Source organism: Erythrobacter dokdonensis DSW-74 (assembly GCF_001677335.1).
In the GTDB taxonomy this organism is placed as follows: Bacteria; Pseudomonadota; Alphaproteobacteria; order Sphingomonadales; family Sphingomonadaceae; genus Erythrobacter; species Erythrobacter dokdonensis.
This window is the reverse complement of the sequence record NZ_LZYB01000008.1, coordinates 120,377-147,364: the sequence shown is the minus strand read 5'-3', so window position 1 is coordinate 147,364 and position 26,988 is coordinate 120,377. Positions and strand designations below refer to the sequence as shown.

20 protein-coding genes are annotated in these 26,988 nt (G+C 63.8%); 15 read left to right on the top strand and 5 right to left on the bottom strand.

What is annotated here, in order from left to right:
• Positions 1-89: 89 nt before the first annotated feature.
• The 6 genes from cpaB to I603_RS12940 all read left to right on the top strand — a co-directional run bounded on the left by cpaB (position 90) and on the right by I603_RS12940 (position 6,960).
• Positions 90-1,190 (top strand): Flp pilus assembly protein CpaB, encoded by a 1,101-nt coding sequence (cpaB, locus tag I603_RS12965; RefSeq protein WP_068865643.1) that lies wholly within the window; start codon positions 90-92, stop codon positions 1,188-1,190.
• 83 nt (positions 1,191-1,273) lie between these two features.
• A complete protein-coding gene (locus I603_RS12960) occupies positions 1,274-2,860 on the top strand; it encodes a type II and III secretion system protein family protein (RefSeq protein ID WP_068865747.1) in 1,587 nt (528 codons plus the stop codon).
• Positions 2,861-2,879: 19 nt separating this feature from the next.
• Positions 2,880-3,566, top strand: coding sequence for a CpaD family pilus assembly protein (locus tag I603_RS12955; RefSeq protein WP_068865746.1), 687 nt, complete (start codon positions 2,880-2,882; stop codon positions 3,564-3,566).
• 3 nt (positions 3,567-3,569) lie between these two features.
• Positions 3,570-4,850, top strand: a complete 1,281-nt coding sequence (locus I603_RS12950; protein WP_068865642.1) for an AAA family ATPase — start codon at positions 3,570-3,572, stop codon at positions 4,848-4,850.
• A 111-nt stretch (positions 4,851-4,961) separates the two neighbouring features.
• On the top strand, positions 4,962-5,933 hold the full coding sequence (locus I603_RS12945) for a type II secretion system F family protein (protein ID WP_068865641.1): 972 nt from the start codon (positions 4,962-4,964) through the stop codon (positions 5,931-5,933).
• A gap of 16 nt (positions 5,934-5,949) precedes the next feature.
• Complete coding sequence (locus I603_RS12940) at positions 5,950-6,960, top strand: type II secretion system F family protein (RefSeq protein WP_068865640.1); 1,011 nt, start codon at positions 5,950-5,952, stop codon at positions 6,958-6,960.
• 41 nt (positions 6,961-7,001) lie between these two features.
• Here the strand turns inward: I603_RS12940 and I603_RS12935 are convergent, their stop codons facing one another.
• The 4 genes from I603_RS12935 to I603_RS12920 all read right to left on the bottom strand — a co-directional run bounded on the left by I603_RS12935 (position 7,002) and on the right by I603_RS12920 (position 10,503).
• A complete protein-coding gene (locus I603_RS12935) occupies positions 7,002-7,478 on the bottom strand; it encodes a MarR family winged helix-turn-helix transcriptional regulator (RefSeq protein ID WP_068865639.1) in 477 nt (158 codons plus the stop codon).
• On the bottom strand, positions 7,471-8,343 hold the full coding sequence (locus tag I603_RS12930; protein ID WP_068865638.1) for a crotonase/enoyl-CoA hydratase family protein: 873 nt from the start codon (positions 8,341-8,343) through the stop codon (positions 7,471-7,473). Before I603_RS12930 ends, I603_RS12935 begins: the two co-directional genes overlap by 8 nt.
• A gap of 178 nt (positions 8,344-8,521) precedes the next feature.
• Complete coding sequence (locus I603_RS12925; RefSeq protein WP_068865637.1) at positions 8,522-9,307, bottom strand: SDR family NAD(P)-dependent oxidoreductase; 786 nt, start codon at positions 9,305-9,307, stop codon at positions 8,522-8,524.
• A gap of 26 nt (positions 9,308-9,333) precedes the next feature.
• On the bottom strand, positions 9,334-10,503 hold the full coding sequence (locus I603_RS12920; protein WP_068865636.1) for an acetyl-CoA C-acetyltransferase: 1,170 nt from the start codon (positions 10,501-10,503) through the stop codon (positions 9,334-9,336).
• Positions 10,504-10,685: 182 nt separating this feature from the next.
• On the opposite strand from I603_RS12920, the gene I603_RS12915 reads away from it, so the two are divergent.
• Positions 10,686-11,996, top strand: a complete 1,311-nt coding sequence (locus I603_RS12915; protein ID WP_068865635.1) for a putative 2OG-Fe(II) oxygenase — start codon at positions 10,686-10,688, stop codon at positions 11,994-11,996.
• Positions 11,997-12,257: 261 nt separating this feature from the next.
• Entirely contained in the window at positions 12,258-15,350 is a 3,093-nt protein-coding gene (locus tag I603_RS12910; RefSeq protein ID WP_068865634.1) for a TonB-dependent receptor domain-containing protein, read from the top strand.
• Positions 15,351-15,458: 108 nt separating this feature from the next.
• Here the strand turns inward: I603_RS12910 and clpB are convergent, their stop codons facing one another.
• Positions 15,459-18,035 (bottom strand): ATP-dependent chaperone ClpB, encoded by a 2,577-nt coding sequence (gene clpB / locus I603_RS12905; protein WP_068865633.1) that lies wholly within the window; start codon positions 18,033-18,035, stop codon positions 15,459-15,461.
• A 208-nt stretch (positions 18,036-18,243) separates the two neighbouring features.
• Here clpB and I603_RS12900 point away from each other — a divergent pair, with 208 nt between their 5' ends.
• The 7 genes from I603_RS12900 to I603_RS12870 all read left to right on the top strand — a co-directional run bounded on the left by I603_RS12900 (position 18,244) and on the right by I603_RS12870 (position 26,962).
• The gene (locus tag I603_RS12900) at positions 18,244-20,463 is read left to right on the top strand and encodes an acylase (RefSeq protein WP_084440112.1); all 2,220 of its coding nucleotides are present in this window, start codon (positions 18,244-18,246) and stop codon (positions 20,461-20,463) included.
• Positions 20,464-20,508: 45 nt separating this feature from the next.
• Positions 20,509-23,364, top strand: a complete 2,856-nt coding sequence (locus I603_RS12895; RefSeq protein ID WP_068865632.1) for a M16 family metallopeptidase — start codon at positions 20,509-20,511, stop codon at positions 23,362-23,364.
• 153 nt (positions 23,365-23,517) lie between these two features.
• Complete coding sequence (locus I603_RS12890; RefSeq protein ID WP_068865631.1) at positions 23,518-23,820, top strand: hypothetical protein; 303 nt, start codon at positions 23,518-23,520, stop codon at positions 23,818-23,820.
• A 94-nt stretch (positions 23,821-23,914) separates the two neighbouring features.
• Positions 23,915-24,364: a hypothetical protein gene (locus I603_RS14745; protein ID WP_198157259.1), complete on the top strand. Its 450-nt coding sequence runs from the start codon at positions 23,915-23,917 to the stop codon at positions 24,362-24,364.
• Positions 24,365-24,367: 3 nt separating this feature from the next.
• The gene (locus tag I603_RS12880; protein WP_084440111.1) at positions 24,368-24,805 is read left to right on the top strand and encodes an META domain-containing protein; all 438 of its coding nucleotides are present in this window, start codon (positions 24,368-24,370) and stop codon (positions 24,803-24,805) included.
• Between the two features lie 33 nt (positions 24,806-24,838).
• On the top strand, positions 24,839-25,174 hold the full coding sequence (locus tag I603_RS12875; RefSeq protein ID WP_084440110.1) for a DUF4212 domain-containing protein: 336 nt from the start codon (positions 24,839-24,841) through the stop codon (positions 25,172-25,174).
• Between the two features lie 12 nt (positions 25,175-25,186).
• The gene (locus I603_RS12870; RefSeq protein ID WP_068865628.1) at positions 25,187-26,962 is read left to right on the top strand and encodes a sodium:solute symporter family protein; all 1,776 of its coding nucleotides are present in this window, start codon (positions 25,187-25,189) and stop codon (positions 26,960-26,962) included.
• Positions 26,963-26,988 lie beyond the last annotated feature (26 nt).

Below are 26,988 nucleotides of genomic sequence, written 5' to 3'. Positions count from 1 at the left end.
ACCTGATTTTAACCAGTCGGGGCTTACTCATCGAAACCATACCTGCCCGCTAACCAACCTAGGGCGATTACGAGGGGGCTATTTCAGCCATGGATAGGAAGAAACTGGTTCTGCTGATCGGCGCTCTGATCATCGCGATCGGAACTGCCTTTGCCGCACGGAGCATCTTCGCCGGAGGCGGTGCCCCGACAGCCGAGGCTGCGCCGCAGCCGACAGGCCCGAGGGTCCTCGTCGCCAAGCGCGCGTTGACCGCCGGCACCATCATCACCGCTGACGCCCTGGGCTTCCAGCCCTGGCCGGAAGAGCTGGTGAAGGACGCCTACTTCATCGACGGCGAAGCCAACATGGAGCAATTGCTCGGAACGGTTGTGCGCTTCCCGATCACGGCCGGTGAGCCGGTGACGCAAGGCACGCTGGTTGCTCCGGGCGACCGCGGGTTCCTTGCGGCGGCGCTCGGGCCGGGCATGCGTGCGGTCACCGTTCCGGTGTCGGCGATGACCGGGGTTGCGGGCTTCGTGTTCCCGGGCGACCGGGTCGACCTGGTGCTGACCCAGTCGGTCAAGGGTGACGGCCCCGATCTCAAGGCTGCCGAAACGGTGATCCGCAATCTGCGCGTGCTCGCCACCGACCAGACCACCGAAAGCACCACCGACGAGAACGGCAAGACCGTTGTCCGGGCCTTCCGCACCGTCACCCTCGAAGTGACGCCGAAGATCGCGGAGAAGGTGGCGGTCGCCCAGACCATCGGCACGCTCAGCCTGGCGCTGCGCTCGCTGGCCGACAACGAGGCCGAACTCGAGCGGGCGATTGCCGCCGGGGATATCGAAATCCCGGCCAACGCCACCCCCGAGCAGGAAGAAAAGCTGCTCAAGGCTGCTGCAACCCGTCCGGTCGACAAGGGCACGACCTACGTGACCGGTGGCGATGTCTCGCGCTTCCAGCGCAAGACCGTGCCGCCGCAGGACCGGGACCGTAACGACTACACCCCGCCTGCGCCCGGTGTTTCGGCCCGCGTCAACAACGAGCCGGTCTACAAGGGTCCCAGCGTCCGCGTGACCCGTGGCAAGGCGACCCAGGAAACCCCGGTCAGCCCGCAGGCCGCAGTCGGTGGCATGGTCGGCAGCCAGGCGAACGGCCTGCGCCGCGCCGGGCAGACCGTCCCGGCCGCCGGTTCGACGATGGTCTTCTGAGGGGAATGGACATGCTGACGCGCAACACGTTCCGACCGCTTTTGCAAAAGGCGGCAACAGGCAAGCCCGAGGGGAGCTCCTCCATGAAACTGAATGTCAAAGCCAAGCTGCTGCTCGCCGCCGTCATGGTTGCGCCGCTGGCGGCAGTGCCTACCGCCACCGCCACCGCCCAACAGGTGGTCAAGCCGAACCAGGAAATCGTCCTTTCGATCGGTCGCGGTGAACTGGTGACGGTCCCCGGCACCATGGCCGACGTCTTCGTTGCCAACGAGAACGTTGCCGACGTGCAGATCAAGTCGCAGCGCCAGCTCTATGTCTTCGGACGTGCCGGCGGCGAGACCACGATCTATGCCAGCAACGAACGCGGTGACGTGATCTTCTCGGCCAACATCCGGGTCGGTTCGAACATCGGCAGCGTCGACCAGATGCTGGCGCTGGCGATGCCCGATGCCCAGATCAGCGTGGCGACCATGGGAACCAACACCGTGCTGCTGACCGGCACCGTGGGCGCTCCCGAGGATGCCGCCGAGGCCGAGCGTCTGGTCCAGGCCTTCACCGGCGAGGGAACCAACGTCATCAGCCGGCTGCGCACCGCTACTCCGCTGCAGGTCAACCTGAAGGTGACCATTGCCGAAGTCAGCCGCTCGCTGCTGCGCGAGATCGGCGGCAATCTCAACACCTTCGACGGATCGAGCGGTTTCCGCTTCGGGGTCGGCACCGGTCGCCCCATCGGCGGCGAAAGCTACCGCGTCGACGGTCCGCTCGGGGTCGGCAACCAGGTTGCGCAATCGGCCTTCATCCTGCCCGACGGGACCGAGATCCCCGGGCCGGCGGTGGATTCGCGTGGCGGATCGACGATCTCGGGTCTTGGGCGGCTGTTCGGCATGGACATGCTGGGCGCGCTTGACCTCTCCGAGCGTCTTGGCCTCGTCAACACCCTGACCGAACCCAACCTTACCGCCTTGTCGGGCGAAACCGCGACGTTCCTTGCGGGCGGCGAATTCCCGATCCCGATCGCCCAGGGCCTCGGCCAGGTGACCGTGCAGTTCCGCCAGTTCGGGGTCAGCCTCGCCTACACGCCGACGGTGCTCTCGAACGGTCGCATCTCGATGCGTGTCCGCCCGGAAGTGTCCGAGCTGTCGAGCCAGGGCTCGATCACGCTCAACGGCTTCCAGGTGCCCGCGCTGACGACCCGCCGTACCGAGACCACGGTCGAGCTGGGCTCCGGCCAGAGCTTCATGATCGCCGGCCTGATGAGCGCCAACTCGCAGAACCAGCTCGATAAGGCTCCGGGTCTGGGAGACGTTCCGATCCTCGGCAACCTGTTCCGCAGCCGCCAGTTCCGGCGCGGCGAGAGCGAGCTGGTGATCGTCGTCACCCCCTATCTGGTGAAGCCGGTCGACGCCAAGGACATCAAGCTGCCGACCGACGGCTATCGCTCTTCGAGCGAGCTTGAGCAGTTCCTGGGCTACCAGAACAACTCGGGTGTTTCGGGCGAAGAACGTCCGGGTCCGACCTCGGGCCAGCCCGATGCGCCGCAGCCGCGGGTCAGCGATGCCGATCCCGCCGCGATCGTCCCGAATGCGCCGGAAAAGCCGCGCCGGGCCGACAAGAAGAACCGCAAGGACGAGCGCGAGGCCAAGGCAGCGGCCCCGGGCTTCAGCCTCTAACGTGAGAAAGGTGAGTATGATGCCTGTTGCACGACCCAAATCTTTGACCGGGCGTCTGGGGCGCGCGCCTGCGCTCGCCGTTGCGCTGACGCTTGGCCTTGGCCTTGCCGGATGTGGCGGGATGCCGACCAACACCAGCTTGTACAGCACCAAGCAGCCGGTGGTCGAGCGGACCAACTTCACGCTGGACGTCAACACCAACGCCTCGGGCCTGCCGATCTCCGAACAGCAGCGTCTGAACGGGTGGTTCGAAACGATGGACCTGCGCTATGGTGACCGTGTCGCGATCGAGAACCCGGGCCAGAACCCGGCCGTGACGGCTGCAATCCGCGATCTGGCCGCCCGCTATGGCCTGATGATTGCCGATGCGGCACCGGCCACCCCCGGAATGCTCCAGCCCGGACAGGCGCGCGTGGTGATTACCCGCTCGACCGCCTCGGTGCCCGGTTGCCCGGATTGGTCGGAGCGTTCCGACATGAACTACAAGAACGCGATGAGCCCCAACTTCGGCTGCGGCGTGAACAGCAATCTGGCTGCCATGGTCGCCGATCCCCAGGATCTGCTGGAAGGCAAGAAGGGCACTGGCGAAACCGTCATCGCCACGTCGAACAAGGCCATCGCCACCCTGCGTGAAGCCACGCCGACGGGCGCTGGCGGTCTGATGGATGCAACCGCCGGCAGCGGCGGCGGCGGAGGAGGTAACTGATCCATGAACGCTCCCTGGAAATCGGGCTTGCCCGGAAATCGTGATCCGTTCGCAGCCTATATCTGCGACGACAATGCCCTCGACGTTCTGCGTCCGGTGGTGGTCGAACTCGGCTGGGCTCCGGAAAAGTGCAACAAGGGCGGCCTGCGCAACGCGGTTCAATCGCTCTCGGTCAGTGCTTCTCCCGCGATCCTCGTGGTCGACCTGTCGGAAAGCGGCGATCCGCTCAACGATATCAACGCGCTGGCCGAAGTGTGCGAGCCGGGCACGGTGGTGATCGCCATCGGTCAGGTCAATGATGTGCGCCTCTACCGCGACCTGCTCGCAAGCGGCATCCACGACTACCTGCTGAAGCCGCTTTCGGCGCAGGCGGTGCATGACACACTCAACCAGGCGCTGGCGGTGTTCATGGCCCCCAAGGCGGGTGACAGTGATGCGGCCAAGCGGCACATCTCGACGGCAATCGTGGGCACCCGCGGAGGCGTGGGCGCCTCGACGCTGGCAACCTCGCTGGCGTGGCTGTTCAGCGAGCAGCACAAGTCGCCGACCGCGCTGCTCGATCTCGACGTGCATTTCGGCACCGGCGCCCTCGCGCTCGACCTCGAGCCCGGCCGCGGGTTGACCGATGCGATCGAGAACCCGAGCCGCATCGACCCGCTGTTCATCGAACGCGCCATGGTGCGCGCCAATGACAATCTGTCGATCCTTTCGGCCGAAGCACCGATCACTCAACCGCTGATGACCGATGGCGCGGCCTTCGTGCAACTGGAGGACGAGTTCCGCCAGGCGTTCGAAATGACTGTCATCGATCTGCCGCGCAACATGCTGATCAACTTCCCCCAGCTGATGGCGGACGTGAACGTGGTGCTGGTGACCTGCGAGCTGACCCTCGCCTCGGCGCGCGACACCATCCGGATCCTGTCGTGGCTCAAGACCAATGCCGCGCATGCCCATCCGATGATCGTCGCCAACAAGGTCCAGCCGGCCCTTGCCGAGATCAGCAAGGCCGATTTCGAGGCCTCGATCGAACGCAAGGTCGATTTCGTGGTGCCTTACGACATCAAGGCGGCATCGAACGCGGCGAAGCTGGGCCAGGTGTTCGTCGACGCCAACCGCGCGAGCAAGGCGACTGCGGCGATCCGCCAGATCGCCGAGCGCATCGTCGGCGCGGACATGGACGATCTTGCCGCCACCAGCGGCGAGAAGAAATCGCTGCTCGGAGGGTTCGACTTCAAGGCGCTGCTCGCCAAGAAGACCAAGCCCGAACCCGAAGAAGCCGACTGAGACCGCACGAAACCGCAGGGCCGGCAGGGCAAACGCCCTCGCCGCCCCTCGGTCCGGGCATGAACGAGAACGCGTGCCGCAACTGCGCGGTACAAGGCAGGAAGCAACGGCATGGACATTCTCCAAACCCTGCTGATCACCCTGGTGATCTTCACCGCACTGGTCGTCGGCTATTTGCTGGTGACCGGGTCGGGCGCCGCGAAAGCGCAGAAGCGCAGGATGCAGTCGCTGCGCTACCGCCACTCGGAAAGCGTCGATGCCAAGGTCGATGCCCAATTCAAGCGCGCGATCGCCGCACGCAAGCCGAAGACCTACCGCGTGGCCGGATCGGGTTCGCGGATGGAAGCGCTTGCGGTGCGTCTGAACCGCTCCGGCAAGTCGTGGAGCGTCTCGCAATATATCTACACCTCGCTGGGCCTGTCGCTGGCGGTCGCGGTGATCGTTTTCATCCAGAGCGGCGCGTTGCTGCTGTCGCTGGGGGTTGGCGCCGCGGTCGGTGTGGGCCTGCCGCACCTGGTCGTGGGCTACTTCATCAAGCGCCGCACCAATGAATTCGTCTCCAAGTTTCCCGACGGACTCGAACTTCTGGTGCGCGGCCTGCGTTCGGGCCTGCCGGTGACCGAGACACTGAGCGTGGTCGCACAGGAAGTGCCCGGCCCCGTCGGGGTGGAATTCCGCGGCATCGTGGACCGGATCAAGGTCGGCAAGACAATGGAGGATTCGCTCCAGGACACCGCTGACCGGCTGGGCATCCCCGAATTCAACTTCTTCACCATCACCCTTGCGATCCAGCGCGAGACCGGCGGCAACCTTGCCGAAACGCTCTCGAACCTTGCCGACGTGCTGCGCAAGCGCGGGCAGATGAAGCTCAAGATCAAGGCGATGAGCTCGGAATCCAAGGCCTCGGCCTATATCGTGGGCTCGCTCCCGTTCATCGTCTTCGGCCTGATTTTCTGGGTTAACCCCGGTTATATCGGCGGCTTCTTCACCGACGATCGCCTGATCGTGGCGGGCCTCGGCGGCCTGACGTGGATGAGCATCGGTGTGTTCATCATGGCCAAGATGGTCAGTTTCGAAATCTGATTGGGGAACCTGAGCGATGCTTGATCAACCCACCGGCCCCACCCTGCTCGGTTTCGATGTCATCATGGTTGGCACCGTGCTGGCAGGGCTTGCCGCCTTCGCCATGGTGCTGGCAATCTATGCTGCGGTCACCATCCGCGATCCCATGGCCAAGCGCGTCAAGGTGCTTGAATCCCGGCGCGAACAGCTCAAGGCCGGGATCGTCACCTCGGCCACCAAGAAGCGCACCCGCCTTATCCGGCGCAGCAACAGCACCGACAAGGTCAAGGAAAACCTCGGCAAGCTGAACGTCCTGCAGGACAGCCAGATCAAGGTCATCCAGCAAAAGCTGGCCCATGCCGGCTACCGCAACAAGGAACTGGCCTATTTCATCATCGGTGCCCGGGCGATCATGCCGATCGTGCTGGGCGGTATTGCCGCGCTGATGATCTACGGTATCGAATACTGGCCGGATTGGGGTCCGATGACCCGGTTCGGGGCCTTCGCGGTGACGCTGATCCTGTCCTACAAGGGGCCTGAACTCTATCTTAGCAACAAGGCCAACAAGCGCACCAAGGAAATCCAGAAGGGCCTGCCCGACGCGCTCGACCTGCTGGTGATCTGCGCCGAGGCCGGCCTGACCGTCGACGCTGCCTTCAACCGCGTCGCCAAGGAACTGGGCCGCGCCTATCCCGAACTGGGCGACGAATTCGCGCTCACCGCGATCGAACTGTCGTTCCTCAACGAACGCCGGCTGGCCTTCAACAACCTGGCCTATCGTGTCGATCTGGAAGCGGTGAAGGGCGTGGTGACCACCATGATCCAGACCGAGCGTTACGGTACGCCGCTTGCCTCCGCGCTGCGCGTGCTGTCGGCCGAGTTCCGCAACGAGCGCATGATGCGCGCCGAGGAAAAGGCTGCGCGTCTGCCGGCGATCATGACCGTGCCGCTCATCCTGTTCATCCTGCCGACGCTGTTCATCGTCATTCTCGGCCCGGCAGCCTGCTCCATCAGCGACGCGCTGATGGGTCCCGACGGGGCGCTCTGACGGCGCAAGGCAGCGGGTCGGCCCAGAAGGCCGGCCCGCTGTCACGCACCGCGTGACAATTCTCCGGCTTTCAGCCTGATAACCGCCAGCATGTCGCGCAGCATGGTCTGCTGATCGGGCGGGAAACTGCTCAGCAACTCGGCCTCCATCGCCAGGGCCAGGGGCATGATCTCGGCATGGATTGCGCGCCCGTCTTCGGTCAGCGCCAGCAGGTGCGAGCGGCCGTCGACCGGATTGGCGACCCGCGCCGCCAGACCGCGATCTTCAAGCACCTTGACCGCCCGATTGACCGCGACCTTGTCCATCAGCGTCGCCGCCGTCAGCCCGCGCTGGGTCATCGCGCCGGTATCGCCAAGCACCGCCATCACCCGCCACTCGGGGATCTTTAGCGCGAAGCGGTTGCGGTAACGCTCGGCGATGAGATCGCTGACCGCGTTGGAGGTGACCGAAAGCTGGTAGGGCAGGAACCCGGCCAGCCGCCCTGCCCCGTCGGTCGCACCCGTGTCGTCGTCACTCATAGGGGCGTTCGTCCCACCACGGGTAGAAATCGGGCATGTCGGCGCTGACCTTGCCCGGATACGCGGCGCGGCGCTTTTCGAGGAAGCTGGCGATGCCCTCTTTCGCGTCGGCCCCGCGACTGAGCCGGTAGATCGCGCGGGAATCGATCTTGTGGGCTTCCATCGGGTGATCGGCGCTCATCAGCCGCCACATCATCGCCCGCGTCATGGCGACCGAAATCGCCGAGGTGCTTTCGGCAATCTCGCTGGCAAGCGTGCGCGCCGCGATCATCAGGTCGTCTGGAGCGTGGATCGAGCGCACGAGGCCTCCCGCCTTCGCCTCCTCGGCGTCGAAGATCCGGCCCGTATAGCACCATTCCAGCGCCTGGCTGATCCCGACGATGCGCGGCAGGAACCAGCTCGAGGCCGCCTCCGGCACGATCCCGCGCCGTGCAAAGACAAAACCGTAGCGCGCGTGGGACGCTGCAAGGCGGATGTCCATCGCCAGCTGCATCGTCGCGCCCACGCCCACCGCAACGCCGTTGCAGGCGGAGATCAGCGGCTTCTTGCTCTCGAACAGTCTGAGCGTCAGCAGACCGCCGCCGTCTCGCACCTTCGGATCGGACAGGTCGGTTACCTCGGTCGGATCGGAGAATACTTGCCCGCCCCCTTCCGGGGTCAGGTCCGCGCCCGCGCAGAAAGCGCGCTCGCCGCTGCCGGTAAAGATCACCGCCCTCACGCTGTCGTCGGCGTCGATATCGTCCATCGCCGCCATGATCTCCTGCCCCATGGTGCGGGTATAGGCGTTCATCTTGTCGGGCCGGTTGAGGGTGATGGTGGCGATGCCGCCGGCCTTGGTGACGATGATCTGGGTGTAGTCGGTCATGGGTCTGTCTCTCCTTTGCCGACCGTGATGCCATGCGCGGCGCAAAAGAAAACCCCCGCAAAAGCGAGGGCTTTCCTGGCAGGGCTTCAACCGGGTCCAGAAGGCGCTTGACCCCCTCCAGACCCCTCTTGGCCCTCTCTTGACCCCTGTTTCACGTGAAACAGGGCAGCTTTCGAGCCTAGCGCGGGGCCATGCGGATCGCGCCGTCGAGGCGTACGTCCTCGCCGTTGAAATAGCCGGTCTCGATCATGCACATGGCGAGCTTGGCATATTCGGTCGGGATGCCGAGCCGCTTGGGGAACGGCACGGATGCGGCCAGCGCATCGCGCACGTTCTGGGGCGCAGCGGCGAGCAGGGGAGTGTCGAAGATGCCGGGCAGGATCGTGTTCACCCGGATGCCCTCGTTCATGAGGTCGCGCGCGATGGGCAGCGTCATGCCGATAACGCCGGCCTTCGAGGCGGAGTAGGCCGCCTGGCCGATCTGGCCGTCCTCGCCCGCGACGGACGCGGTGTTGACGATCGCCCCGCGCTCGCCGAATTCGTCGATCGGATCGAGGGTCAGCATTCCCGCCGCCGACTTGGCGATGCAGCGGAACGTGCCGATCAGGTTGACCTGGATGACGAAGTCGAACGCCGAAATCGGGAAGTGCTTGATCGAGCCGTCTTCCTTCGAACGGCTGGCGGTCTTGATCGCGTTGCCGATGCCCGCGCAGTTCACGAGGATGCGCTCCTGCCCGTGGGCCGCGCGCGCGGCGGCGAAACCGGCGTCGACGTCTTCATCGCTGGTCACGTTGACCTTGCAGAAGATGCCGCCGATTTCCGCGGCCATGGCGTTGCCCTTTTCCTCGTTCATGTCGAAGATCGCGACCTTGGCGCCCTTCGCGGCCAGCGCGCGGGCGGTGGCGGCCCCGAGGCCAGAGGCACCGCCAGTGACGACGGCGGGGGTATTGGCAGAAACTTCCATTGGTTTTCCTCTCAGATTGAAATGACTTAAAGCGCTTCGACGATGGTAACGTTGGCGACGCCGCCGCCTTCGCACATCGTCTGAAGGCCATACTTCTTGCCGTGGCGCTTCAATGCGTGAACCAGCGTCGCCATCAGCTTGGTGCCGGATGCGCCGAGCGGGTGGCCGAGCGCAATCGCGCCGCCGTGGACATTGAGCTTTTCCGGGTCGGCCCCGGTGTGCTTGAGCCAGGCAAGCGGGACGGAAGCGAATGCCTCGTTGACTTCGAACAGGTCGATATCTTCGATGGACAGTCCCGCGCGTTGCAAGGCGCGGTCGGTCGCGAACAGGGGCTCTTCGAGCATGATCACCGGGTCGCCCGCGGTGACGGTCAGGTTGTGGATACGGGCGAGCGGGGTCAGGCCGTGGGCCTTGAGCGCGGCTTCCGACACTACCAGCACCGCCGAGGAACCATCGCAAATCTGGCTCGACGAAGCAGCCGTGATCGCCCCGTCGGGCGAGAGCAGCTTGACGCCCGCGATGCCTTCCAGCGTCGCATCGAAGCGGATGCCCTCATCGACAGTGTGCATCTGAGCGCCTTCGGGGGTTTCGATCTCGACGGCCACAATCTCGCGCTCGAACGCACCGGCCTTGGTCGCGGCAATCGCCTTTTCATGGCTCGAAAGCGCGAAACGGTCGAGGTCGTCCTTGCTGAAGCCATGCTTCTTGACGATCATCTCAGCGCCCATGAACTGGCTGAAGTTGATACCCGGGAACTTCTCCTCGATCCCGGCCGCCTTGCTGTAGAGGCCTTCCTTCATGTGCAGCGTGACGTTGGAGCCCATCGGCACGCGGGTCATGCTTTCCACGCCGCTGGCAATCACCACATCCTGCGTACCGCTCATAACCGCCTGGGCTGCAAACTGGATCGCCTGCTGGCTGGAGCCGCACTGGCGGTCGATGGTGACGGCAGGCGTTGACTGGGGCAGCAGCTTCGATGCCAGCACGCCCATGCGCCCGACCTGCATGGCCTGCTCGCCTGCCTGGCTGACGCAGCCGGTTACCACATCATCGATCGCCTTGGGATCGATGCCGCTGCGTTCCACAATGGCGTCCAGCGACTTCGCCAGCAGGTCGACCGGGTGAACCCCGGCCAGACGCCCGCCACGCCGCCCCCCGGCGGTGCGGACGGCTTCGACGATATAGGCAGTGCTCATTGCTCTCTCCTTGCAATCCGTTGTCCGACAGGGCGCGGGCGCAAGATCAGTTTCACATCGCCACTCGCCTTTACGCGACCCGCCTATTCAAGCCCGCGGGGCAAATCAAGCGGGCAAAATGATGGTTGGTCTCGGGATAGGCTTGCCTCGACAGCAGGTGATGCATAGCCCCTACTCCCACCATGAGCGATACATTGACATACGAGCACGCCCAACACCTGCTGGCGCAAGGTGATGCTGCGGCACTGGACGTGTTCGACCGTTTGCTTGCACGTGATCCGGGCGATGCGAGACTCTGGCTGGGCAAGGCGCAGGCCCTTGAAGCAAGGGGCGATACAGCGGGCGCGCGATTGATTGCCGAACAGATCGCGCGGCAGGCACCGGGCTATCTCGACGGCTTGACCTTTCTTTCGAGGCTGCGACTGGCGGCGGGCGAGGCGGACTTTGCCGCGCCGTTTCGTTCCGCTGCCGCCCGTGCACCGATTGATCCGAATATCCCTGCTGCCCATATCGAGACACTCGCCGGGATCGGCCATGCCGCCGAAGCCGCCGAAGTGGCTGCCGAGGCCCGCCGACGGTTCCCGAACGAGCCGCATTTTGCTTTGCTCGAAGCGATCCATGCAGGTTCGGCGGGAAATCTTGCGCGGGCCGAGGCGATCTTCGCCACCCTTTCGGATGACCGTCCCCTGCGCCACCGACACGAAGCCCGGCACCGGCTGCGCGGACGCGATCCCGCAGCGGCCGAAGCTCTGCTGGCGCGGGTGTTGGCGATCGACCCGTGGGATATCTCGGCCTGGGCACTGCGCGGCATAGCTTGGCGACTGGCGGACGATGCGCGGGCGGATTGGCTGCACGGCCAGCCGGGTCTGGTGCAACTGCGCCCCCTGATGGGCGGACGCGAAGGACTGGTGAGCGATGCTATTGCCGAACTGCACAAGCTGCACGCCGCCTCTTCGATGCCGCTCGGCCAGAGCCTGCGGGGCGGCACCCAGACCCGGGGCATCCTGTTCCACCGGAGCGAGCCGGTTTTCAGCGAACTGCAAGAGTCGATCCGCGCGACGCTGGAAGGCTATCGTGCCGAGTTGCCACTGCGCGACGACACCCATCCGCTGCTGCGCCATAGGGATACCCCGTGGCAGCTCCGCGGCTCGTGGTCGGTCCGGTTGCACGGAGGCGAAGGGGATGTTCAAGGCCAGGGCGGTGACTATCACACCGCGCACATCCATCCGCAGGGGATCGTCTCCTCGGCGCTCTACCTGGTGGTGCCGGAGGAAGCCGGCGACGAAACGCTGCAACGCGGCTGGCTCGAGCTAGGGCGTCCGCCGTCAGATCTCGGACTCGACCTCGAACCGCTGATGGCGATCCGCCCGAAAAAGGCGCATCTGGCGCTGTTCCCCTCGACGCTCTATCACGGGACTACTCCCTTCAGCAGCGGGCGCGGTGCGCTGGCGGAGCGGATGACCGTGGCGTTTGATGTTGTGGCGGCACGATAGCCCTTCAAACCTCCTTCCCAAGGTTTGGAACGAAAGGTACATGAACGCAGTCTGCAACACGCCGTTGGTTGCTTCGAGACGCTTGCGGCTCCCCGCGGTCGAATGTTGCATATGTGCCACGACCGGCAACTTTATTGTCCCCAAAATGTCACCATTGCGGCGTTGCGGTTGCGCGGCTCCGTGGAATGTAGTCTAACCTGCCGCCTTGTCAGGTTTCTACCGACAAAGGGCGGAATCTGCCCATAACTAAGGGGTTTACACATGAAGACGTTTTTCGGTTCCGATCGCCGTATCGGACTTTTTACCAGCGTCGGCGTGGTCGCGCTTGCGGTTGCGTCGCCTGCGATGGCGCAGGATGCAGACGAAGAAGAAGCGGTTGTAACCACATCTGAAGCTGCCGAGGAATCGCGCGGCATCACGGTTACCGGCTCGCGTATTCGCCTGCCCAACCTTGAATCGACCGAGCCCACCACCACGATCGATGCGCAGTACATCGAACAGCGGAACTTCATCAACGTCGCCGACGCGCTCAACGATCTGCCGCAGATCCGCGGCTCGGTGACCCCGCAGGGCGGCCAGTCCGCATTCGGGCAGGGCGTGAACTTCGTCAACAACTTCGGCCTCGGCACCAACCGGACCCTGACCCTCGTCAACGGTCGTCGTATGGTGTCGTCGAACACCCCCTCGCTGTTCGGTCCGGGCGCTCCGGGTCTGCAGGTTGACCTCAACGTCATCCCGACCGCGCTGATCAAGCAGATCGACATCGCCTCGACCGCTGGTGCGCCGGTTTACGGTTCGGACGCGATCGCGGGCACCATCAACATCATCCTCGATGATCGTTATGAAGGCCTCACGCTCAACGCCACCGGCACCATCACCGAAGCCGGTGACGGCTTCCAGTACCGCCTCGAAGGCGTGTACGGCACCAGCTTTGCCGATGGCCGCGGCCACATTCAGGTCTCGTCGTTCTACACCCAGACCGATGGCCTGCTGCAGCGCAGCCGCCAGTTCTTCCTCGACGAAGTCGAAACGCAGAACAACACGGTTCTCAGCAACCGCGTGAACCCGAACCTGCCGCTCGACACCGGCCCGAACGACGGCATTCCCGATACCGTGCTGTTCTCGCCTTCGCGTATCTTCGTGCTGTCGAACAACGGCGTGATCTTCGGCGGTCCGCTCGGCGTGACCAGCTCGAGCGCGGCTCTCAACGGCCTCAGCGGGACCGGCGCGTTCGAATTCGACGCCAATGGCAACCTCGTGCCGTTCAACCCGGGCGTGCGTCCGACCAACGTGGCCGGCACCTCTGCGGTCGGTATCCGCGGTTTCGGCGGTCAGGGCTTCCAGTTCTCGGACTTCGGCCAGCTGACTTCGGACCTGCGTCGCTTCGGCGCGAACGTTTTCGGTAACTACGACGTCACCGATCACATCAACGTCTTCGTCGAAGCGCAGTATTACGATGCCCGCGCTGACGAACTCGTGCAGCAGCCGACCTTCAACACGCCGCTGTTCGGCGGGGCGAGCAGCGCGCTGTCGTTCGACGTCACCAACCCGTTCCTGAACGATCAGGCGCGTGGCGTTCTTACTGCCGCCGGCGTGAACCGCTTCACCATCTCGCGCGCCAACGTCGGCTTCGCTGACCTCACCGGCTTTGCCGAAACCGAACTGCTGCGCGGCGTCATCGGCGCACGTGGCGACTTCGAAATCGGCGGTCGGAGCTGGAACTGGGAAACCTCGCTGACCTATGGTCAGACCGAAGTGAACGACTTCCGCCAGGACATCAACGTCCAGAACTTCGTCAACGCGACCAACGTGACGACGAACGCCTCTGGCCAGATCGTCTGCGACGCGACCCCGGCGACCCCATCGCAGTCCGGGTTCCTGCCCGTGGCCGACCCGCGCTGCGTGCCGTTCAACTTCTTCGGTCTTCAGGCGAGCCCGGAAGCGATCGACTACGTCATCTCCGACAACCAGTCCCGCTCGGTGCTTGAACAGACCGTGTTCAACGCCAACGTCGGTGGCACCCTTTTCGAGCTGTTCGGCAACGAAGTGGGCGTCAACGTCGGTTACGAACACCGCAAGGAATCGGGCCGGTTCAACCCGTCCGAATTCGAACAGCAGGGCCTTGGCCGTGGTGCTGCGGTGACCCCGATCTCGGGTTCGTTCACCCTGAACGAAGTGTTCGGCGAACTCTACGTGCCGATCATCACGCCGGAAAACGACTCGTTCATCGAGAGCGCGATCGTCTATGGCCGTGGTCGTTACGTCGACAACACCGTGAACGGCGGGTTCTTCTCCTGGGCCGCGGGCGGCAGCATCGCTCCGGTGCGGGACATCGAATTCCGCGGCAACTTCACCCGTTCGTTCCGTGCTCCGGCGCTGACCGAACTGTTCCTCCCGCAGGCCAACGCGTTCGGCTTCATTCCCGACCTGTGCTTCGGTCCGGCGATCACCGGCGGTCCGAACCCGACGGCGCGTGAAAACAACTGTAACGCCTTCCTCGCGGCATTCCCGAACATCCCGCGTCCGCAGACCGCGGCGCAGGCTTCGGTGCCGATCATCGTTGGTGGTAACCCCACCCTCGATAACGAGCAGGCTGACAGCTGGAGCATCGGCGTGATCCTGCGTCCGTGGTTCCTGCCGAACTTCAACCTGACCGTCGACTACATCGACATCTCGATCTCGAACCCGATCGCGCAGCTCACCACTGCCCAGATCAACTCGGGCTGCTTCGACAACGACAACTTCAACACGGCTGACCCGGCCAACGGGAACCAGTTCTGCTCGCTCATCCAGCGTGACGCGATCGGTGAAGTTGTGTCGAACCCGGCCAACCCGGGTGTCCGTACGGGCTTCGTAAACGGTAATGCCATCGATTACGAAGGTATTCAGGCTTCGGCGAACTATGCGACCTCGCTTGACGGTCTCGGCATCCCGGGCACGCTGCAGCTTCGCGGCGACCTGTCGGTGGTGCTGTTCCGTCAGACCGACATCACCGGGGTTGCTCCGGCACGGTCGGACGCGACGCTGGGTGACCCGACTTGGGCCGGCCAGTTCACCGCCAACTACCTCGGCGACAACTGGGGCTTCGGTTCGGTTGTGAACTACACCGGCGAACAGCTGTTCTCGCGGTTCAACCGGACCCCGGACCAGCGTCTGTTCGACCAGCTTGAAGACTTCGTCACCGTCGACTTCAACGTGTACTTCGAAACCGATGACGACATGCGCTTCAACTTCGTGGTGAACAACGCGTTCAACCGCCAGTGCCAGCGCACCTTCGGCTTCTGTATCCCGGGCACCGGCATCAACGATGCCTTTGGCCGCACCTTCTCGGTGAGCGCGACCAAGCGCTGGTAAGTCGACAAGACGCCAACAAAAAAGAAAGGCCCCGGGAAACCGGGGCCTTTTTTTGTTGGACTGCGATGGGTTGCGGCGATCAGGATCGAACGCCCAGCCTGAAGCGGCTCACGAGACCGTCATGGAGAGTTGCCCGTCGCCCTCGTCCACACGCAGCGTCGCACCGTCGGGCAGCTTGCCCTCAAGCAGCATTTCTGCAAGCGGATCCTGCAGATAGCGCTGCACCGCACGCTTCAATGGCCGCGCACCGTAAACCGGATCATAGCCGACGCGTCCAAGCCAGCGCAGCGCGGCATCGGTCAGATCGAGCGTGATCTTGCGATCCGCCAGCAGCTTCTGGACCCGCTTGACCTGGATTTCGACGATCGGCGCCATGTGCTCCTGACCCAGACGGTGGAACAGGATGATCTCGTCCAGACGATTGAGGAACTCGGGCCGGAAATGTCCGCGCACCACATCCATCACGTCCTTCTCGACGCTGGCGACATCGCCGCCGTCGGGCAGATTGGCGAGATACTGGCTGCCGAGATTGGAGGTGAGGATGATCAGCGTGTTGCTGAAGTCCACTACTCGGCCCTGCCCGTCAGTCAGGCGACCATCGTCGAGCACCTGCAGCAGCACGTTGAACACGTCGCTGTGCGCCTTCTCGACTTCGTCGAACAGCACCACCTGATAGGGACGGCGGCGCACGGCTTCGGTCAGCACCCCGCCCTCTTCATAACCGACATAGCCCGGAGGCGCGCCGATCAGGCGGGCGACGGCGTGCTTCTCCATGAACTCGCTCATGTCGATGCGCACCATCGCGCTGTCATCGTCGAACAGGAACCCGGCGAGCGCCTTGGTCAGTTCGGTCTTGCCGACGCCCGTAGGACCGAGGAACAGGAAAGAGCCCAACGGCCGGCCTGGATCCTGTAACCCAGCGCGCGCCCGGCGGACGGCCTTCGAGACCGCCTCGATCGCCTGGGTCTGGCCGATCACACGCTTTCCGAGGATGTTTTCCATGTCGAGCAGCTTCTCGCGCTCGCCCTCCATCATCTTGTCAACCGGCACACCCGTCCAACGGCTGACGACGCCGGCGATGTCCTCCTCGGTCACTTCCTCGCGCAGCAGCGCGTTCTCGCTGTGGCTCTGGGCCTCGGCGAGCTGCTTTTCGAGTGCCGGGATCGTACCGTAGGACAGCTCGCCCGCCTTGGCGAGGTCGCCGGTGCGCTGGGCCTGTTCAAGCTCCAGCCGCGCGGCATCGAGCTGCTCCTTGATCTTGCCTTCGGCCTCGATTTTGTCCCGCTCGTTCTGCCAGCGGGTGGTGAGCTCGCTCGACTGCTGCTCAAGGTTCGCCAGTTCCTCGCGCAAAGCTACGAGGCGGTCCTTCGAGTTCTGGTCGGTTTCCTTCTGGAGCGCCTGCTCCTCGATCTTGAGCTGGATGATACGCCGGTCGAGTGCCTCGATTTCCTCGGGCTTGCTCTCCACTTCCATGCGGATACGGGACGCGGCCTCGTCCATCAGGTCGATCGCCTTGTCAGGCAGGAAGCGGTTCGAGATATACCGGTCGGACAGTTTGGCCGCAGCGACGATCGCGCCGTCGGTGATGCGCACGCCGTGGTGCAGCTCGTACTTGTCCTTGATCCCGCGCAGGATCGAAATCGTGTCCTCGACGGTCGGCTCGTCGATATAGACGGACTGGAACCGCCGCTGGAGCGCGGGATCCTTTTCGACATACTTCTGGTATTCGTCGAGCGTGGTCGCACCGATGCAGTGCAACTCGCCGCGCGAAAGGGCCGGCTTCAGGAGGTTCGAGGCGTCCATCGAGCCCTCCGAGGCACCCGCCCCGATCAATGTGTGCATCTCGTCGATGAACAGGATGATGTTGCCCTCGGCGGCCTTGACCTCGTCGAGCACGGATTTGAGGCGTTCCTCGAACTCGCCGCGATATTTCGCACCCGCGATCAAAGCGCCCATGTCGAGGCTCATCAGGGTGCGGCCCTTGAGACTGTCGGGCACGTCGCCATTGGCGATGCGCAACGCAAGACCTTCGGCAATAGCGGTCTTGCCGGTACCGGGCTCGCCGATGAGCGCCGGATTGTTCTTGGTGCGGCGTGCGAGAATCTGGATGGTGCGGCGGATTTCCTCGTCGCGGCCGATGACCGGATCCAGCTTGCCGTCGCGCGCCGCCTTGGTCAGGTCGCGGGCATACTTCTCCATCGCGTCGTAATTGGCCTCGGCGTTGGCGCTGTCGGCACGCTTGCCACCACGCAGGTGCTCGATCGCGGCGTTGAGGCTCTGCGGCGTGATCCCTGAGGCCTTCAGCGCCTCGCCGGCGCCACCCTGAGACAGGGCCAACGCGACCAGCAGGCGTTCCACGGTGACGTAGGAATCGCCTGCCTTGTCGGCGATCTGCTCGGCCTGATCGAGCACCCGCACTGCGTCATTATCAAGGCCGGGCGTTGCCTGTGCGCCGCTCCCGGTTACCGCAGGAATTCTGGCAAGGCCCGCGTCCACAGCGGATACAGCCAACGCAGGCTCGCCGCCGGCGCGCTGAATCAGGCCGGAGGCCATGCCTTCATTATCCTCCAGCAGCGCCTTCAGGATGTGAAGGGGCGTGATACGCTGATGGTTCATCCGGATCGCGACAGTCTGCGAGGATTGCAGAAAGCCTTTCGCTCGGTCTGTGAACTTTTCGAGATTCATTTGGTCTAACCCCTCCAACGGTTGCCCTGATCAAATAGTGTTGCGAATTTGCAACACAAGTTCCTGTGGCGAAAAAATGATGCCGTCAGGTGTGTTACCGGACTAGGTGGGTTCGTCTTTGACCCAAGGCAAGAGGGACCGCGCTGCTTGACCTCTTATCATGCACGGGCAATGAAGCCGCACGCACCATGCGGGGAGAGCAAAAGCGATGAAATGGTTGAAGCGTGGCGGTATTGCGCTGGTAGCGGTCGGCTGTCTGGCGTTTACGGTGCTCGCTACCTGGGAGCCGTTCTTCGCCAGCGCCGCCAATCCGCCTGCTGGCCGCGTCTATTCGGCCGAGATCATCCGCGACGATTTCGGCGTGCCGCACATTTACGGCAAGACCGATGCCGACGCCGCCTTCGGAGTCGCTGTTGCCCATGCGGAAGACGATTTCTTCACCCTTCAGGATGTGGTTGCCATGGCGCGTGGACGCTACGGGGCGATCGCAGGCGAAGACGGAGCGAAGATCGATTACGTTTACCACCTGATAGACGCGCGCGGCACCGCCGAGGCGAATTATCCCAAGCTGCCCGAAGACACCCGCGCCCTGTTCGAAGCCTATGCGGCAGGGCTGAACCACTATGCCCAGCAGCGCCCGGACGAGGTGAAACTCGCCAATCTCTTCCCGGTGGCGGGGATCGACGTGGCGGCGGGCTTTGCGCTGCGCCAGCCGTTCTTCTTCGGGCTCGACAGCGTGATCGGTCCGCTGGTGGCGGGTGAAGACCTTCGCCGTGAACATGGCCCCGACATCCCCGGCTTCCCGCGCGAGCAACTGCCGGGGTCAGTGCCAGAGAAACAGTCCGCGCCCGCACAAGCCAGCCGCACTCTCGTTCTGCCGCTGGGCGAAGATGCCGAGCACATGGGCTCCAACGCTTTTGCCGTCGCGCCGGAAAAGGGCGGCGGCACGACGACCCTCATCTCCAACTCGCACCAGCCCCTGCGCGGCGGGGTCGCGTGGTATGAGCTGGTGGTGGAAAGCGAGGAAGGCTGGCACTTTGCGGGCGCCAACTTTCCCGGATCGCCCTTTCCCTTCCTGGGCCATAACGAGCATCTGGGCTGGACCAACACGGTCAACACGCCCGACATGATCGACGTGTACCAGCTCGAACTCGACGAGACCGGCACCCGCTACAAGCTCGACGGCGAATGGCGCGATCTAGAATCCGCATGGGTGACGCTGCCGGTCAAACTCGGCCCCGTGGTGCTGCCGATCCGCCGCGAGGTGCTGCGTTCGGTTCACGGGCCGGTGATCCGCAACGACAAGGGCGCCTTCGCAGTGCGCTATGGCGGGATTGGCCGGCTTGAACAGCTTGATGCCTATTACCGGCTCAACAAGGCCACCAGCTTTGCCGAGTGGGAAGCGCAGATCAGCCGGCTGGCGATCCCCTCGACCAACTTCATCTATGCCGACCAGGACGGCACCATCGCCTATGTCTACAATGCCGCGCTCCCGAACCGGCCCGAGGGCGTGGAGGCGAACTGGCGCAGCGTGCTGCCGGGCGACCGCAGCGACCTCGTCTGGCAGGGCGCGGTCGATTACGAGGCTCTGCCCCGGATCGTGAACCCGGCATCGGGCTGGCTCTACAATTCCAACAACACACCCTTCACCGCAGCAGGCGCCGGGAGCGATCTCGATCCTGACGCGTTCTCGCCGGTGATGGGAATCGAACTGAAGCAGACCAACCGCTCGCGCCGCGCCTACCAACTGCTGACGGAGGCGGGCGTGCTCGACCGCGCGGCGCTCGAGCGCATCAAGTACGATACCGGATATGCGCGCGAAGGCTATGTCGCGCGGCTGTTCGATGCGCTCGACACCGTTGACGTTATTCCGGCCGAAGCCAAGGAATTCGGCGAGGCGGTGGAATTGCTCAGGACATGGGATTTCACCGCCGACGGGCAAGGCCGCGCCGATGCGCTGGCGCTGCTGGTCATCCGCGACTTCATGTCGGCCGATTACGGCAACAGGCCCTTTCCCGATGTCCGCGAGAAGGTGCAAGCCGCTGCGGACCACCTAGTGACCCATTTCGGTCGGCTCGATCCGCCGATGGCCGAGCTGCTGCGCCTGCGGCAGGGTGATCTCGACCTTCCGCTCGACGGTGGTTCGGACACATTGCGCGCCTCGACCACATGGGATGTCGACGATGACGGCCGCCTGAGCCTCAAGCACGGCGACAGCTTCATCCAGTGGGTCGAATGGCAGAAAGGCAAGCGGGTATTCTCGCGTTCCATCCAGCCGTTCGGCTCGGCCACCACGCGCCCAGAGAGTCCGCATTACACCGACCAGATGCAGCTGTTTGTCGAACACAAGCTGAAACCGGTTCACTTCTGGCGCGACGATGTGATGGCGAATGCCATCAAACGCACCAACGTCACCAACGCCAGCTGAGGCTGCCGGCTTTCCGCCAATCATCCGCACCGGAGAAACAGATTTATGACCCACCGTATTGCCGCCGCAAGCCTTACAGCGTTGGCACTCGCGCTTGCCGCCCCGACCACCCCGGTTCTTGCCGACAATCATTCCGCCGCTTCTGCCGGGCAGCAGGCCACGGCCGACCTGTCATCACTGGTTGCGCAGGTAAAGATCCCTTATGAGGAATTCCAGCTCGACAACGGATTGACCGTGATCGTCCATGAAGACCGCAAGGCCCCCGTTGTGGGCGTTGCGGTCTGGTACAACGTGGGTTCCAAGGACGAGCCTGAGGGCAAGACCGGCTTTGCCCACCTGTTTGAGCACCTGATGTTCAACGGGTCCGAAAACGCCCCGCAGGACTATTTCCAGTACCTCGCCGAAATGGGTGCCACCGATTACAACGGCACCACCAATTTCGATCGTACCAACTACTTCCAGACCGTGCCGCGCCCGGCACTAGAGCGCGCACTGTGGCTGGAAAGTGACCGCATGGGCTATCTGCTCGGCGCGGTAACGCAGGAAAAGCTCGATAACCAGCGCGGCGTTGTCCAGAACGAGAAGCGCCAGGGCGATAACCAGCCGGGCGGGCTGGTGTTTTATGAAATCCTCAAGACCCTGTTTCCCGAAGGTCACCCCTATCACCATTCGGTGATCGGTTCGATGGCCGACCTCGACGCAGCTTCGATGGAGGACGTGCGCAAGTGGTTCACCGACAAGTACGGCCCCAACAATGCGACGCTTGTCATGGCAGGCGATGTTTCGGCGGCCGAGGCCCGCGTGCTGGCCGAGAAGTATTTCGGCGGAATCAAGCGCGGGCCCGTCAATAGCCCGGCGGCTGCCGAAGTACCGACTCTCAAGGAAAACGTTCGCAAGGTGATGCGCGATCAAGTCGCCGCCACGACCATCACCCGCTACTGGCCGGCCCCCGGCATCACCGATGCCGAGCTTACCGCGCTCAATGTCGGAGCGGCGATCCTCGGCGGGCTCGCTTCCAGCCGCCTCGATGAAGTCCTGGTGCGTGACGAGCAACTGGCGGTTAGCGTGTCGGCCAACAGCAGCAATTTCCAGCGCGTCGGCCTGCTTTCAGTGAGCGCTACGGCCAAGCCGGGTGTCGATATCGCAGTCCTTGAGGAGCGGCTCAACGCTCTTGTTACCAAGTTCATTGCCGAAGGCCCGACCGAGGACGAGGTCCGTCGCGCCGCCACCAGCGGTCTCGCGCGGACTATTCGCGGGCTGGAGCAGGTTGGCGGTTTCGGCGGCAAGGCGGTGACGCTGGCCAATGGCGAAGTGCTCGCGGGTGATGCCTCGTTCTATGCCACCCAGCTCGACCGGCTGGCCAAGGTCACACCGGCAGATGTCAGGCAGGCAATGGCCCGCTGGATGAATCGACCGGCCTTCACGCTGGTCCTCGAGCCGGGCGAACGCGATGCCAATTACGAGGAAGCGGCCTCTGTCGGCGCGGCCAGTGCCAACGCCAGCGAACGCGACCGCAGCGCCGAAACGCTCACCGTGACGCTGGAAAGGCCGAAGCCTCCGATTAGCACGATTGCCGAGCTCGATTTTCCGGACATCGAACGCGCCACGCTGGTGAATGGCATGAAGGTGACCTACGCCGGGCGGACAGCTGTCCCGGCGACTTATGTGGCAATGAGCTTCAACGCCGGCAGCGCCGCTGATCCGAGCGGCAAAGCCGGGCTTGAAAGCCTGACCATGGATCTGTTTACCGAGGGTACGGCATCGCTGACCGGCCAGCAAATCGCCGAAGCAAGCGAACGTCTGGGCGTGAGCATCAATGCCAATGGCGATGATGACCGCTCGACCTTCACCATGTCTGCGCTGAGTGCGAACCTTGCGCCCTCACTCGAGCTGATGCGCCAGATCATGCGCGAGCCGGCATTCAAGCCCGAAGATCTGGAGCGCGTGCGGACCCAGGCGGTGACCCGCATTCGCCAGACCATGAAGTCGCCGCAAGGCATCGCGCAGCGCACGCTTACCGCAGAACTGTTCGGCCCGCAGAGCCCCTATGGCGAAGTCAGCACGGTTGCGAGCGTAAGCGCGATTACGCGCGATGACCTCGTTGCCTTCAAGGACACCTGGATCCGGCCCGACAATGGCGAGGTCTTTGTTATCTCCGACAGGCCGCTGTCCGAAATCGTCGAGGCACTCAATGGCGCCTTCGGAGACTGGCGCGCGCCCCAGACTGCAAAGGGCAGCAAGCGATTCGATACGGCCGCTGCGGCCAAGGGTCAGCGCATTATTCTGGTCAACCGTCCCAACTCGCCGCAAAGCATCATCTTCGGCGCGCAGATCACGCCGCTCGATGCGGGAGAACCTGAATTCGTCGCCTTCAACAGCGCAAACAATTCGCTGGGCGGCAACTTCCTCGCGCGTCTGAACATGAACCTGCGGGAGACCAAGGGCTGGTCCTACGGTGTGCGGGGGGGCACCCAGGCCCGCGAGAATGCGGTAATCTACGGCATTTCGGGCGGCGTGCAGGCCGACCGAACCGGCGACTCGCTGGCCGAGATGATTCGCGAGACCACCGAGTTCCTCACCACCAAGGGGGTCACCCCCGAGGAACTCGAACGCACCATCGCCTCAGAGGTCGGCGCTCTCCCGGGCCGATTTGAAACCTCGCCAGCTGTGCTCAATGCAATGCAGAGCAATGCTCTTTTCGGTCGCCCGGACGACTATCAGGAAAAGCTGGCCGGCATGTACCGGACACAAACCCGCGAATCGCTCGATGCCGTTGCGCGTGCAGCGCTCGATGTCGATGATTTCGTGTGGGTCGTGGTCGGCGATGGTGAAAAGGTGAGGCCGCAACTCGAAGGTCTCGGCCTGCCGATCGAGCAGCGCGAGATGGAAGCCGGGGAATAGGCCTGGATCAGCGCGCCACAGCCGGAATCCGGTTGAAGCGCGCTGACATAAGTGTAAATAACACAACCTATTCGGGTGGACGGGAGGGTCCTGTCACACGGGTTTCCCTTTTCCGGGCGACACTCGCCGGGAAGAATGACAAGGAGTTGAATTATGTCTGTTGCAGGTACCTACAAGGCCGTGGTCAAGAGCCCGATGGGCGATCAGAATGGCACCTTCACCGTGGTTCCGGGTGATGGTGACAGCTTCACCGGTTCGCTGGTCGGCAGCCTGGGCTCCATGGACGTGGTCGATGGCAAGATCGACGGCGACACCCTGACCTGGAAGATGAACATGACCGTGCCCATGCCGATGACGCTCGACTGCGAAGCGACCGTCAACGGCGACCAGCTGACAGGCACCGTCAATGCGGGCGCGTTCGGCGCGATGCCGCTGGCCGGTCATCGCGAAGGCTGATAGCCCTTCCCTCGCGGATTATCGAAAGGCCGCCGGGTTTCATGCCCGGCGGCCTTTTTGCATGGAGTTGGGCCGAGCGATTGCCAGCCCGTCCTTGTCTAAGTTACCTTCCGGCGCTGTCGACAAAAGGGAGGGAAGGACGATGAAATTTCAGGCGATCGCCGTTGGGATTGGTGTCATGGCGCTGGCGGCATGCAGCGGCAATACCGCAGGTAGCAATGCCGAGGAGGCCGCCGCCGAACAAGCCGCCGCAAGCGGCACGGTTGTAGAGTCCCCCTTGCCTGTGGCCACGGCCTTTCCCGATAGCCTGGGAGCCTTCGGCGATGGCTATCCAGCTGCGGGCGATCCGTGCCGCAATCTTGGCGAAGCCGCAGCGACTTCGAATTATCTCGATGACAGTGCAATTCTCGTCGGCTGTCCGGATAGCGCATCTGCCGAAGCGCTGGGTGGCAATATCATCGATACCATTGAAGGGATCACGCTGGTCTCCATTCCGCAAGGTGATACCATGGCCCCGCCGATGATGGAGGCAGCAGGGGAATAGACCATGCTCAGCAAGGCATTAGTGGCGGGCGGCGCCCTTCTGGGGCTGACGGCCTGCGCAACCAGTTCCAGCCCGCATCAGCTGACGGGGAGCGAGTGGCTGCTTGTCGCGATCGACACTTCGGGCAGCACCACAACCCTGACCCGGGCGTTGCAGGCAAACCATCGCCTGTCTTTCGGCGAGCAGGGCCTGCTTGCCCTTCAGCTCGATTGCAACCGCGGGCGGGCATCGTGGGCGGCAGGCAAGCCGCGAAACGGGGCCGGTCGGATCAACATCGGCCCCGTGGCCAGCACGCGTGCGCTTTGCCGCGATCCGAGCTTTGGTGACCAGATGGCGAGCAGCCTGTCCGACGCGAAAAGCTACGTCCTGTCGGCAGACAGGCGCGAGCTGGTGATCGAGACGGGGGCGCTTCGCTTCACTTTCGCAACGGCAGCGGAATAGTCGCAAGCATGATTATGGACGCAAGGCGCAGTCATGGTGGATGAACCTGTGCCACCCGGCTCCGAAGAGAACCCGAGCGATGCGTCGGGTCCGGCGAAGCTGTCGCCCGGCGTGGCGACCAATGAACGCGAGGACGCCTACTGGCACGCAAACCTGCGACTGCTGGCCTGGCTGATGACGATCTGGTTCGCCTGTTCCTTCGGGGCAGGCATCCTGCTGCGCGACGTGCTCGACCGGTTCAGCATCGGCGGATATCCGCTGGGTTTCTGGTTCGCCCAGCAGGGTTCGATATACATCTTTATCATCCTGATCTTTATCTATGTCGTGCGGATGCGGGCGATCGAGCACAGATACGATCTGGACGACTGAGGGCGCAGCGCGATGGACACGCAGAGCCTGATCTATCTCTTCGTCGGTGCCAGCTTCGCGCTCTATATCGGCATCGCCATATGGAGCCGGGCCGGGTCGACCAGCGAGTTCTATGTAGCAGGCGGCGGGGTCAACCCGGTGGTCAACGGCATGGCCACCGCTGCGGACTGGATGAGCGCGGCAAGCTTCATCTCGATGGCCGGGATCATCGCCTTCACAGGCTACGATGCGTCCGTCTACCTGATGGGATGGACCGGGGGCTATGTGCTGCTGGCGTTGCTGCTGGCCCCTTACCTGCGCAAGTTCGGCCAGTTTACCGTCCCGGACTTCATCGGCACGCGCTATTACAGCAAGGCCGCCCGGGTAGTCGCGGTAATCTGCCTGATCCTAGTCAGCTTCACCTATATCGCCGGACAGATGCGCGGGGTGGGGATCGTGTTCTCGCGCTTTCTCGATGTCGACATCACGACTGGCGTGGTCATCGGCATGGGCATCGTCTTCGTCTATTCGGTGCTGGGGGGCATGAAGGGCATCACGTATACGCAGGTCGCGCAGTTCTGCGTGCTGATCTTCGCCTATATGGTGCCCGCCTTTTTCCTCAGCTTCATGATCACGGGCAATCCAGTGCCGCAATTCGGTCTCGGCTCGAAGGTCGGTGACGCTTCGGGGCTTTACGTGTTGCAGAAGCTCGATCTGGTGCTGACCGGTCTCGGCTTTGCCGCCTATACGGCGGGGCAGAAAAGCATGATCGACGTGTTCTGCATCACGCTTGCGCTGATGGTGGGGACCGCCGGACTGCCGCATGTGATCGTGCGCTTCTTCACCGTTCCCAAGGCCTCCGACGCGCGGCTGTCAGCGGGATGGGCGCTCATCTTCATCGCTCTGCTCTATACCACCGCGCCCGCCGTTGGCGCCTTTGCCCGGCTCAATTTCATCGAGAGCGTCAACGAGCAAGCCTACGCACAGGCACCGGCATGGTTCACCAACTGGGAGGGCAACGATCTGATCGCCTTTGCCGACAAGAACGGCGACGGTGTGATGCAGTATCGCAAGGGGGATGCCTTTACCGGCAAGCCCGAATTCACCGGCGAGACCGGCGCCTCGGGCGAGCGGCTGGTCGTCAATCCGCCCGTCACCGACAATGCCAACGAGGTCTATGTCGATCAGGACATCATGGTGCTCGCCAACCCTGAAATCGGCAAGCTCCCGGGCTGGGTCATCGCATTGGTGGCAGCGGGCGGGCTGGCGGCGGCGCTTTCGACGGCGGCGGGGCTGTTGCTGGTGATCTCGGCCGCGGTCAGCCACGACCTGCTCAAGCAGACCTTCCGGCCCGCGATCTCGGAAAAAGGCGAGTTGCTGGCCGCAAGACTGGCAGCGACGGCAGCGATCGGGGTGGCCGGCTATCTCGGCATCAACCCGCCGGGCTGGGTCGCGCAGGTGGTCGCCTTTGCCTTCGGGCTGGCGGCGGCAAGCCTGTTCCCGGCGATCCTGATGGGCATCTTTTCCAAACGCATGAACCGAGAAGGCGCGATCGCCGGGATGGTATCGGGTCTTGCGTTCACCTTCGGCTACATTGTCTGGTTCAAGCTGGTAAGTCCCGATACGAGCACGGCTGCCAACTGGCTGTTCGGGATCTCGCCCGAGGGCATCGGCGTCATTGGCATGGCGATCAACTTCGCTGTCGCTACGGCCGTATCAGGCATCACCGCCGCACCGCCGAGCGAGATCGCGCGTCTGGTGGATTCGATCCGCGTTCCGCGCGGTGCGGGCGAAGCGCAGGTCCACTGACCCGCGCCCGCCGGCCTCCTGCATCT

Bases quoted from the DNA above. Each gene is read 5' to 3' on its own strand.
- I603_RS12900 (WP_084440112.1), top strand. From the start codon at position 18,244: ATGAAATGGTTGAAGCGTGGCGGTATTGCGCTGGTAGCGGTCGGCTGT.
- I603_RS12930 (WP_068865638.1), bottom strand. From the start codon at position 8,343: ATGACCGACTACACCCAGATCATCGTCACCAAGGCCGGCGGCATCGCC.
- I603_RS12875 (WP_084440110.1), top strand. From the start codon at position 24,839: ATGGTGGATGAACCTGTGCCACCCGGCTCCGAAGAGAACCCGAGCGAT.
- cpaB (WP_068865643.1), top strand. From the start codon at position 90: ATGGATAGGAAGAAACTGGTTCTGCTGATCGGCGCTCTGATCATCGCG.
- I603_RS12910 (WP_068865634.1), top strand. From the start codon at position 12,258: ATGAAGACGTTTTTCGGTTCCGATCGCCGTATCGGACTTTTTACCAGC.
- I603_RS12945 (WP_068865641.1), top strand. From the start codon at position 4,962: ATGGACATTCTCCAAACCCTGCTGATCACCCTGGTGATCTTCACCGCA.
- I603_RS12880 (WP_084440111.1), top strand. From the start codon at position 24,368: ATGCTCAGCAAGGCATTAGTGGCGGGCGGCGCCCTTCTGGGGCTGACG.
- I603_RS12870 (WP_068865628.1), top strand. From the start codon at position 25,187: ATGGACACGCAGAGCCTGATCTATCTCTTCGTCGGTGCCAGCTTCGCG.
- I603_RS12950 (WP_068865642.1), top strand. From the start codon at position 3,570: ATGAACGCTCCCTGGAAATCGGGCTTGCCCGGAAATCGTGATCCGTTC.
- I603_RS12955 (WP_068865746.1), top strand. From the start codon at position 2,880: ATGCCTGTTGCACGACCCAAATCTTTGACCGGGCGTCTGGGGCGCGCG.
- I603_RS12890 (WP_068865631.1), top strand. From the start codon at position 23,518: ATGTCTGTTGCAGGTACCTACAAGGCCGTGGTCAAGAGCCCGATGGGC.
- I603_RS12925 (WP_068865637.1), bottom strand. From the start codon at position 9,307: ATGGAAGTTTCTGCCAATACCCCCGCCGTCGTCACTGGCGGTGCCTCT.
- I603_RS12940 (WP_068865640.1), top strand. From the start codon at position 5,950: ATGCTTGATCAACCCACCGGCCCCACCCTGCTCGGTTTCGATGTCATC.
- I603_RS12935 (WP_068865639.1), bottom strand. From the start codon at position 7,478: ATGAGTGACGACGACACGGGTGCGACCGACGGGGCAGGGCGGCTGGCC.
- clpB (WP_068865633.1), bottom strand. From the start codon at position 18,035: ATGAATCTCGAAAAGTTCACAGACCGAGCGAAAGGCTTTCTGCAATCC.
- I603_RS12895 (WP_068865632.1), top strand. From the start codon at position 20,509: ATGACCCACCGTATTGCCGCCGCAAGCCTTACAGCGTTGGCACTCGCG.
- I603_RS12915 (WP_068865635.1), top strand. From the start codon at position 10,686: ATGAGCGATACATTGACATACGAGCACGCCCAACACCTGCTGGCGCAA.
- I603_RS12920 (WP_068865636.1), bottom strand. From the start codon at position 10,503: ATGAGCACTGCCTATATCGTCGAAGCCGTCCGCACCGCCGGGGGGCGG.
- I603_RS12960 (WP_068865747.1), top strand. From the start codon at position 1,274: ATGAAACTGAATGTCAAAGCCAAGCTGCTGCTCGCCGCCGTCATGGTT.